Consider the following 8,237-nt stretch of genomic DNA (forward strand, 5'->3'; position numbering starts at 1 on the left):
ATGAAAAACACCTCCGTTGAATTTGCATACTTAGTATGCGAATTCAGGAGGTGTTTTTTTCATGTACCACTATTCGGGTTCACTTCAGATATCCGCTTGCCGTTTTTTTATAGTTTTGTATGTATTTGTATCCCTTTTGCTTTTTCTTTTTCGCCTTTTACGCGTACTTACCTAAAAAATTCAAAGGGAACCCTCCTATAATTTTAATATAGTATCATTTTATTAAAATTATAGATTGAAAGATATGTTAGTTCATAAATAATTTTTTAATATAATACAGCTTTTATAGATTGAGAGGGTCACATAATGTGGTCCTCTTTTTATTTTGGAAAGGGGATGAGAACAATGGAAGATGCAATCTTTAATTCAATGGTTCAACAAGGAGCATTCGTAGCGTTATTCGTGTGGATGCTTTTTACTACGCAAAAAAAGAATGAACAGCGTGAAGAACAGTATCAAAAAGTCATTGAAAAAAACCAAGGTGTAATTGAGGAGCAAGCCAAGGCATTTAGTTCACTATCAAAAGATGTATCAGATATCAAACAAAAAATCATGGGGAATGGTGATGAAAAATGAATAAATCTATAAAATTCTTAGTTTCAATTTTTACTGCTGTTATGATTACATTCACTTCATCAGCAAGCGTTTTTGCTGATAGAACACTTATTATTAATGATTTACCTAAAGTTCCATACCGTTATGGTGTAGGTGCATATGAGGGCGTTGTAGCACATTCTACAGCAACTCCAGAAGCACCAGCTATCAATATTCAAAAATATGAGTCTCGTACATGGCGCTCAGCATTTGTTCATTATGCAGTTGATTGGGACGAAACAATCCAAATTGCTGATACAAAATACATTGCCTATGGAGCTGGACCAGGTGCAAGCAAAAGGTTAGTGCATGTAGAATTATGTGAAACGAGAGATTACGAGAAATTCAAACGCAGCTATGATAAATATGTAAAGTTACTAGCTAAAATCTTACGTGATCGTGGATTATCTGTGGAAAAAGGGTTATGGACTCACAATGATGTTACAAAATATCTTGGTGGAACAGACCATGAAGATCCACTTGAGTACTTAAAATCTCACGGTGTCTCTGAAGCTCAATTCCGCGCTGATGTACAACGTGCATACAATAATTCTAGTGTAGAAGTAACAGTTCCAGAAAAACCATCTAAACCAGCAGAAGTACCAACTGCAGTAACAGACGGAATTGCTGTAATTGAAGGATACAACGTGAACTTACGTAAGGGACCGGGTACAAGTTATTCTAAAATTCGCCAATTAAACAAGCCAGAAGCTTATATAGTATGAGCTGAAAAGGATGGTTGGTTAAATCTTGGTGGTGAGCAATGGATTAAAAACGATCCATCTTATGTGAAGTTTGAAAAGAAAAGCACAGTGGATTCTTCTATTGTTGGGAAGTGCGTTGTTTCTAAAGTTAACAATCTACGTTTCTATGACTCTCCATCTTGGCAGGATAAAGACGTTGCTGGTACTTTAGATGCAGGACTAGGGTTTACAGTCGATGAAAAAGTAACTGTCAATGGATCGCCACAATACAAAGTACACAATTCGAAAGGGAATACGTACTACATTACAGCTAGTGATGCATACGTAAACGTACGTTAACATAAAAGAAACCGGCTCTTAATTGAGTCGGCTTTTTTACTATGTATTAAACTTTAGCATTCATAAGTAACTGCTTTTCTTTTGTACTACAACCTACACCTACACTCGTTACTAATAACATTGGAATTGCTAAAGCTAATAATTTACGTTTCATTGATAATTTCCCCTTTTATTTCTTTTTATTTAGTTCTTTTGTTGCTTTGTCTACTATTTCAATAGCTTCGTCTATATTCTTTTTAGCGAATCCAATCGAATCTTCATCATTTTCTTCTAAAGCTGTTTGCATATTTTCTACCCCTGATTTAGAGTATATCATTGCTTTCGTTACTTTTACTGGTGTTTTATTGTCTGGGTCTAATGCATAATCTAGTTTATCAATCTTATCAACTAACTCAAAATAAGGTTTTGATAGTTCTTTTAACTTTTCAGCTTTTTTCTTATTGGACTTTCGGCTGTTTACAAGGTCTTGAATTTCTTCTGTTTGTTCCGTGTAATCTTTAAGTAAGTATGTTGCATTCTTACTATAGTCTTCTTGCTTATTCTCTTTAACAGAAGCTTCCATTACCTCGTCTTTCTTCTTCTCTTTTGACTCACAACCTACCCCAGTTACTAACAACATTGGAACTACTGCAAAAGCTAATAATTTACGTTTCATTGATATACCCCTCTTCTTGAGTTAATTTTCTGTACGTCTTATTTCCCCAACTGTTTGTTTTATATATTTTAAACTGTCATAGATACTTAACATTTCAGACTTTGCTTTTGCTTCGTCTTCTTTGTTTAAGGCTTGAAATACATTGTCTACATACATTACAAAAAGTTCTGCATTCGTTTTTAATTCTTCTTTAAATTTTTCATGTTCTGTAGGTGGCTCTATTTCAGACAGTTTAACAACCTGCTCTTTTACCTTATCATACTGTTTCTTTAACTCGTCTTTATTTGTTTTTAACGTCATATCCTTTTGGACGATTGGTTTTGTAGCTTCCATTTCATCTGATACCTTCTGTAAAGCTAGTTCTACCTTTTCTTGATAAGACCCTAATGTACCGTCTTTACTACCTTCACCAGTCCCATTATTCTTCTTAATCGAATCTACTTTCTTGTCAATCTGTTCTTCTTTCTTCTCTACCTTGTCTATTTCATCATTTACTATTTTTATGAAATCTACAGAAGGTTTCTTTTCTGACTCTGCGTCTTGTAGACTATCAGTGTCTCTATAATCTTCTGCTTTTACATTATCAGTCTTCTTTTCTTCTTCATTGTTTGAACAACCTACTACCCCTAACACTAAAGTTAAGGGGATGGCTACTGCTAACATCTTGCGTTTCAACGGTGTATGCTCCCTTATGCCTATTTAATCTCTTTCAACTTTGTATCTGCTTCAAATAGTAGTTTAGATGATTCTTCCATTGATTCTGCACCACTTTTAACTAAAGAATCATCCTTTAAGTTTAACCCCTGACCTATTACCATCGTACCAGACTTTAGCTTATACATAGCTTTCTGTACAGTAGTATGCACATCTTTATATTTTTCACCAGGGTCTAATGCACTTATCTTATCTGATGTTTCTTTCAAAGGTTCAGATTTCTCCATGTATTCATTTGCTTTTTCAATTAGAGGTTTATCACTAGTTAAAATAGCACTTAACTCAGGTGCTTGCTTTGTTACATCTGCTAATAAAGAGTTTAATTTTGATTTATACTCTTTCTCTGCATTAGTTTCTGATTTTTCTTTACCCTTTGATACTTCTTGAATATCTTTATCTGCTACTTGAAGACTATCCGTCTTCTTGTCTTCTGCAACGTCTTTATTTGAACATCCTACTCCTAATGCTAGTGTAATTGGTAATGCTACTGCTAATAGTTTACGTTTCATTATTATATACCCCTTTGTTTTATTCTTCTGTTTTTGTTAAGCTTAGAATAATGCCAAGTCCCTTCATAAGACCGTCACTACCTTCGTCAATCAAGTCAGATGCCTTATTAATCTTTGTTTCATCTAACGTAGTAAACCCCTCTACCATTGTGTCTAACCCTTTATCAAATACAACTAGAGATTTAGATAATTCTTCTTGTATACTATCACACTGTTTTGGTGGTTTAATCTCTCTTAACTTCTTGTTTGCTGATTTCATTTCACCTATTACTTGCTTTAATTCCTTATGCGTGTTAAGGAATGAAGGGTCTTTCTTCTCTAATTCTACGAATTTCTTTTGGGATGTTGTCCAAACCATACATACCCCTTGCGTTTTTGCAACATAATCTACTGTACTCGTTAGTCTACCTTCTTCGTCTGTCTCAAACACTCTTTCGATTACTGTGTTAGTAGACTTCTTTTCCTTATTCGTGTATCTCTTTATTATCCATGCTAGTAGAAGAACAGGTACTACTATGGACATTACTCTCGCCACTACCGATGTTTCCCCAGTCCCTAAACTAGCTATTGCCCCTGCAAGAGCGAAAAAGAGAGCAGGAACTATGATTACGACTACTAGTATTTTTCGTCTCATATGTAAAACCCCTCTGTTTGAATACTGTTATTCTATCTTTTGGTATGGTCTACAGCTTTTTCAATTGGTTCCATACCTTCTTCTAAGTAGTCATTACCTTTATACATTAATTCTTTTAATTGTTCCGTCTTCTTCTTTGTTACAGAACCACTTTTTGCTAGACTTAATTGTGTGTCAAACGCTTCTTTATAACAGTCTACTGCTTTTAAAAGAGTTTTGTGTGCTTCTTCAAACTCTTTTGGTGGGTCTATCTTGTAAAACTTAACAAATATTTGTTGTAATTCATCTGTACCTTTTAAGATTTCCTTATTTTGTTCTTTCACATCCATGTCTTTTCTTCCTGCTAGTGCAGTTATTTCTTCCATCTTTAACTTTAATTCATAATGTAAGTTTGACATACGTGAAGGGTACGCTTCTGTCGATAGTTTTTCCTTATCTTCTGCTTTTATTTCTATCTTCGTGTCTGCTTTCGTCTCTGCTTTGTCTGTTCCGCACCCTCCTAATAACATGATTGGAAGTGCTAAACTTACTAGTTTCTTTGCTTTCATTATGTATCCTCCTTTTAGAAAGTATTGTAATTAATTAACATATTGTACCATAACATAAATTATATAAATAAGATATGAAGATTTCCCATCCTTAAGAGAAATTTTGAGTGTTTTAACAATATGAAAAAATGTATTACGGTTGTAGAAAATCCCGCTCCATATGCTTTTTAAAAAATTCCCTTATTGGTTCCTCAGCGTTTGGGAGTTTTTTTATACTCCCATAAACTCACTATCAAAGTAGAACTTGTCCATTAAGTTATTTACAATTCCGTTGAAATAAGCGAATTTACCTTTATTCATTTTTGTACCAGACTTGATTTTCATAACAAACTCTTTAATAGCGTTTAAGCCGATAGTAAGCTCCTGGTCGTTATCAAATGCTTTATCACCGGTAGTAAAGTTAATAGTTTTATTACACTGTCTTACGACCTTCCACAGTTCTTGAATTGTTTTTGATTCAGAATAAAAAGAGCTAGTTAAAGAAACAAAACGTTCTGGTACCCAGTGAGCAACAAAATCAACTTCTTTAATGTTTTCTTCAGGTGTATTGCTATTCTCATTACTATTACATTGCTAGAGGGCTTACGAATGCCGAAATTGCTGAAGGGCTTTTCATTAGTGAAAAGACAGTTAAAGGCCATGTTAGTAACATTCTAAGTAAGCTTCATATGCTTGATCGTACGAAAGCTGCTGTTTTTGCCTGGGAACAAGGGTTTATGCGTCCGAATAAGGAAAAAAATTATTAATATAGATGAGAAGATTTTTTATACCAATTCCATTATGCGGAATTGGTATTTTTATTTTTCAATATTTCCAGGTTGTTATCTTACAACTGTGATTATGGAATTTCTTCACTAAACGGACCTCTAGAACTGTTTATAAACAGTTCTGTGGATTCGTTTCAAATTAGCTTTCTTATCATAATATGAACTTATTCATCAATATACACTGGGGAGTTGAAGAATATGGTTTTTAAGTTAAATCATATACGACGGTCGAAAAATCACTATTCACAAGGTACATTGAAAGACAGGGCGGAAAAGCGGAAGTTTTTGCTATCAAATTGGTATCGGTGGATTGCCTATTTAACTGCAGTTTGGTCCATTTCTTACGGGTTTCTGGGAGCGTATTGGGCTTTAGGAGGCACAGGATTCCCTTTTGGTGAAAATGATCCCAGAGGGTTTATGATGGGATCATTTTTAGCAAATATACAATCAGATGTGGGAGGAGTAACAATCGCTTGCATCGGGTGGCTTGGATCAATCATTGCATTGGCTACAATCCGAATGTGGGGAGAAATAATTCCACGTGCAATCCTGCTCATTTTCGCATGGATAATGTGTATCACACTAGTGTTTGTGATTCCGGATGTCCGGGTATTACAGAATTTCGCTTATTCATTCATGCTACATTTTCAACTCATCGATTGGCCTGTCATAAATCAACTTCTATGTATGGTAGGAGGATTTTTATGGGGAGCCACAGCTTTAGCTTATCAGCGGCGGAGCCTAGGAGCATGTGTAAATTGTGGGCGACAAAAAGAGACTCAAGATATATCAATTGCCGGAAATAAAACTGGGAAATATGCAACCTATATTGCTATCGTTATGGCACTTCCTTATGCGATTGTCCGTTTAGCGTGGGCTGCAGGGATTCCATTGGGAATGAGTAATGCGGCAGCAATGTCAATTAGTAGCCAGTCACTTTCAGAACGTATGACAGAGGCTGTTCTTGGTGGATTACCTATATGCGGTGCCATTTTGACATGGGGACTTATCCAAAAATGGGGAGAGAAGTTTCCCCATTGGTTCTATTATTTGGGTGGAAAACGTGTTCCTATTTGGTTCGCGGTGATACCAGCAACATGTGCATCTGTTCTCCTCATTCTTGCAGGATTAAAAATAAGTCCGATTATCCTTTCAAAAATATTGGACGGTTCCATCAATACTGGAAATTGGGGAGAATTAGGGCCTTCACTATTTTGGCTTCCATGGGGAATAGCATTAGGGCTAGCGACTATTTCTTACTGTCAAAGGAGGCGAGGGCAGTGTAAATATTGTAAAAGGTTCTAGCATTATCACTTTCTAAAAAAGGAGTTGTTGTTTCGCGATGTCAAATACTGAGAAGAAAAGCGAAAATGGAATTCATATTTTTAGATGGTTATCATTATGGCCCAAATGGATTGGTTATACGGCGGTTGTTTGGTCGTTGATGTATTTGATATTAGGTCAGTATTGGGCGTTGGGAGGAAAGGGATTTCCATTTGGAATAGGGGATCCACAATCTGAATACTCAATGCTAGCTGGTTTGAGGCCTGAGACTGGTGCACCTATAATGGTTGGCTTTGGATTAATGGGGGTCATTGTAGCTGTCATGATGATTCGTGGCTGGGGCAAGGGCCTGTTACGAATAGTATTACTCATATTTGTGTATATGTTAGTAGCGATTCTATTATTTGCAGTTATTGACTACCGTGTTTTAGCGTCTGCAGCATATGGATTTATCTTTTTGATTGGAGCGCCATTTGATTTTCCGCATGGAGTGAAATTTTTTGAACAGATGATGTATTGGACGATTATAAATCAATATATTAGTATGCTAGGAGCATTTCTATGGAGTGCGACTGCTTTAGTCTATCAACGTCAAACACGAAATGCTTGTCCGTATTGTGGCCGAAATAGTAATCCCTCTAAATGGACATCACAATCCTCGGCAGCATCTTGGGGGAAATGGTGCACTTACATTGCCATAATAATTCCTATCTGTTATTCCATAACAAGATGGTGTTGGGCGCTAGGCATTCCACTGGGAACTACCAAAGAATTACTTGATTCCTTTGAACGTGATTCACCCGGAATTTGGTTAATGGGCGCATCTTTAGCTACCGTAGCGCTCGGAGGGGCAATTCTTACGCTGGGACTTATTCAGCCCTGGGGAGAAATTTTCCCGCGTTGGTTTCCATTTATTGCTGGTAGGCGTGTACCTCTGTCATTAACAATTATTCCTGCTTCACTGGTTTCCATTATGGTTACTTCAGCAGGTTTGATGTACATCCGGGGGTTTATTAATAAAGGGGGTCTAGATCATAGGGGATGGGCATTGGAAGGTCCAGAGTTATTATGGCCAATTTGGGGAGTGGCTCTGTTTGGTGCTACGATTGCTTACTATTATCGGAGGCGTGGTACGTGTAAATATTGCAAACAGGTTATAAAGTGAAACTTTAATCAGTACGGGAGCGTACTGATTGCGAATAGCAGGATAGATAATGTGTTACAGGAAAACAAAACTCTTTTATAACTTATTTTTGAAGGAGCAGATACTCTTTTCTTTTTATCGACTCGTGAAGAAGTATGAAAATCAGAATTTATAATTTAAAATTCAGCTTAAAGCAATTGCAATAAGCACTTTGAATAGTAAACTTTAGTAAATAAAAAAAGAGAAGAACTCACCAATGATATGATCCCCTTATAGTAGACAGGAAAAAGAAAGCACATTAACCTGTTTACTATGGAGGGGATTTTTCTATGGGAAAAATTAGAG

At 36.1% G+C, this 8,237-nt stretch carries 8 protein-coding genes and 3 pseudogenes; 5 read left to right on the plus strand and 6 right to left on the minus strand.

From position 1 onward, the window contains the following. Nucleotides 1–345: 345 nt before the first annotated feature. Together MR065_RS26365 and MR065_RS26370 are read left to right on the plus strand one after the other, a co-directional pair. A complete protein-coding gene (locus MR065_RS26365; RefSeq protein ID WP_242215654.1) occupies nucleotides 346–576 on the plus strand; it encodes a BhlA/UviB family holin-like peptide in 231 nt (76 codons plus the stop codon). A 41-nt stretch (nucleotides 577–617) separates the two neighbouring features. Continuing rightward, a pseudogene (locus MR065_RS26370) lies at nucleotides 618–1,637 on the plus strand (N-acetylmuramoyl-L-alanine amidase). 169 nt (nucleotides 1,638–1,806) lie between these two features. Here MR065_RS26370 and MR065_RS26375 read toward each other — a convergent pair. The 6 genes and pseudogenes from MR065_RS26375 to MR065_RS26400 all read right to left on the minus strand — a co-directional run. Further along, nucleotides 1,807–2,292, minus strand: a complete 486-nt coding sequence (locus tag MR065_RS26375) for a hypothetical protein (protein ID WP_242215655.1) — start codon at nucleotides 2,290–2,292, stop codon at nucleotides 1,807–1,809. Nucleotides 2,293–2,313: 21 nt separating this feature from the next. Next, nucleotides 2,314–2,967 carry a hypothetical protein gene (locus MR065_RS26380; RefSeq protein WP_242215656.1) on the minus strand — a complete coding sequence of 218 codons (654 nt, stop codon included), beginning with the start codon at nucleotides 2,965–2,967 and terminating at the stop codon, nucleotides 2,314–2,316. A gap of 20 nt (nucleotides 2,968–2,987) precedes the next feature. Continuing rightward, nucleotides 2,988–3,515 (minus strand): DUF7018 domain-containing (lipo)protein, encoded by a 528-nt coding sequence (locus tag MR065_RS26385; RefSeq protein ID WP_242215657.1) that lies wholly within the window; start codon nucleotides 3,513–3,515, stop codon nucleotides 2,988–2,990. Nucleotides 3,516–3,534: 19 nt separating this feature from the next. After that, nucleotides 3,535–4,149, minus strand: a complete 615-nt coding sequence (locus MR065_RS26390; RefSeq protein WP_242215658.1) for a DUF7018 domain-containing (lipo)protein — start codon at nucleotides 4,147–4,149, stop codon at nucleotides 3,535–3,537. 32 nt (nucleotides 4,150–4,181) lie between these two features. After that, nucleotides 4,182–4,697: a DUF7018 domain-containing (lipo)protein gene (locus tag MR065_RS26395; protein WP_002191506.1), complete on the minus strand. Its 516-nt coding sequence runs from the start codon at nucleotides 4,695–4,697 to the stop codon at nucleotides 4,182–4,184. 210 nt (nucleotides 4,698–4,907) lie between these two features. After that, nucleotides 4,908–5,264: pseudogene (locus MR065_RS26400) on the minus strand (hypothetical protein); the annotation flags it as partial. A gap of 2 nt (nucleotides 5,265–5,266) precedes the next feature. Between MR065_RS26400 and MR065_RS26405 the strand changes: the two are divergent. The 3 genes and pseudogenes from MR065_RS26405 to MR065_RS26415 form a co-directional block, all read left to right on the plus strand. After that, nucleotides 5,267–5,443 (plus strand): annotated as a pseudogene (locus tag MR065_RS26405) (response regulator transcription factor); the annotation flags it as partial. 219 nt (nucleotides 5,444–5,662) lie between these two features. After that, nucleotides 5,663–6,769, plus strand: coding sequence for a hypothetical protein (locus MR065_RS26410; RefSeq protein WP_242215659.1), 1,107 nt, complete (start codon nucleotides 5,663–5,665; stop codon nucleotides 6,767–6,769). A gap of 37 nt (nucleotides 6,770–6,806) precedes the next feature. Then, nucleotides 6,807–7,913, plus strand: coding sequence for a hypothetical protein (locus tag MR065_RS26415; protein ID WP_313895174.1), 1,107 nt, complete (start codon nucleotides 6,807–6,809; stop codon nucleotides 7,911–7,913). Nucleotides 7,914–8,237 lie beyond the last annotated feature (324 nt).

This window comes from Bacillus cereus group sp. BfR-BA-01383 (assembly GCF_022663495.1).
GTDB lineage: Bacteria > Bacillota > Bacilli > Bacillales > Bacillaceae_G > Bacillus_A > Bacillus_A cereus_AU.

Coding starts and splice junctions, on each gene's coding strand:
- MR065_RS26365 (WP_242215654.1), top strand. CDS start 346: ATGGAAGATGCAATCTTTAATTCAATGGTTCAACAAGGAGCATTCGTA.
- MR065_RS26375 (WP_242215655.1), bottom strand. CDS start 2,292: ATGAAACGTAAATTATTAGCTTTTGCAGTAGTTCCAATGTTGTTAGTA.
- MR065_RS26385 (WP_242215657.1), bottom strand. CDS start 3,515: ATGAAACGTAAACTATTAGCAGTAGCATTACCAATTACACTAGCATTA.
- MR065_RS26390 (WP_242215658.1), bottom strand. CDS start 4,149: ATGAGACGAAAAATACTAGTAGTCGTAATCATAGTTCCTGCTCTCTTT.
- MR065_RS26395 (WP_002191506.1), bottom strand. CDS start 4,697: ATGAAAGCAAAGAAACTAGTAAGTTTAGCACTTCCAATCATGTTATTA.
- MR065_RS26410 (WP_242215659.1), top strand. CDS start 5,663: ATGGTTTTTAAGTTAAATCATATACGACGGTCGAAAAATCACTATTCA.
- MR065_RS26415 (WP_313895174.1), top strand. CDS start 6,807: ATGTCAAATACTGAGAAGAAAAGCGAAAATGGAATTCATATTTTTAGA.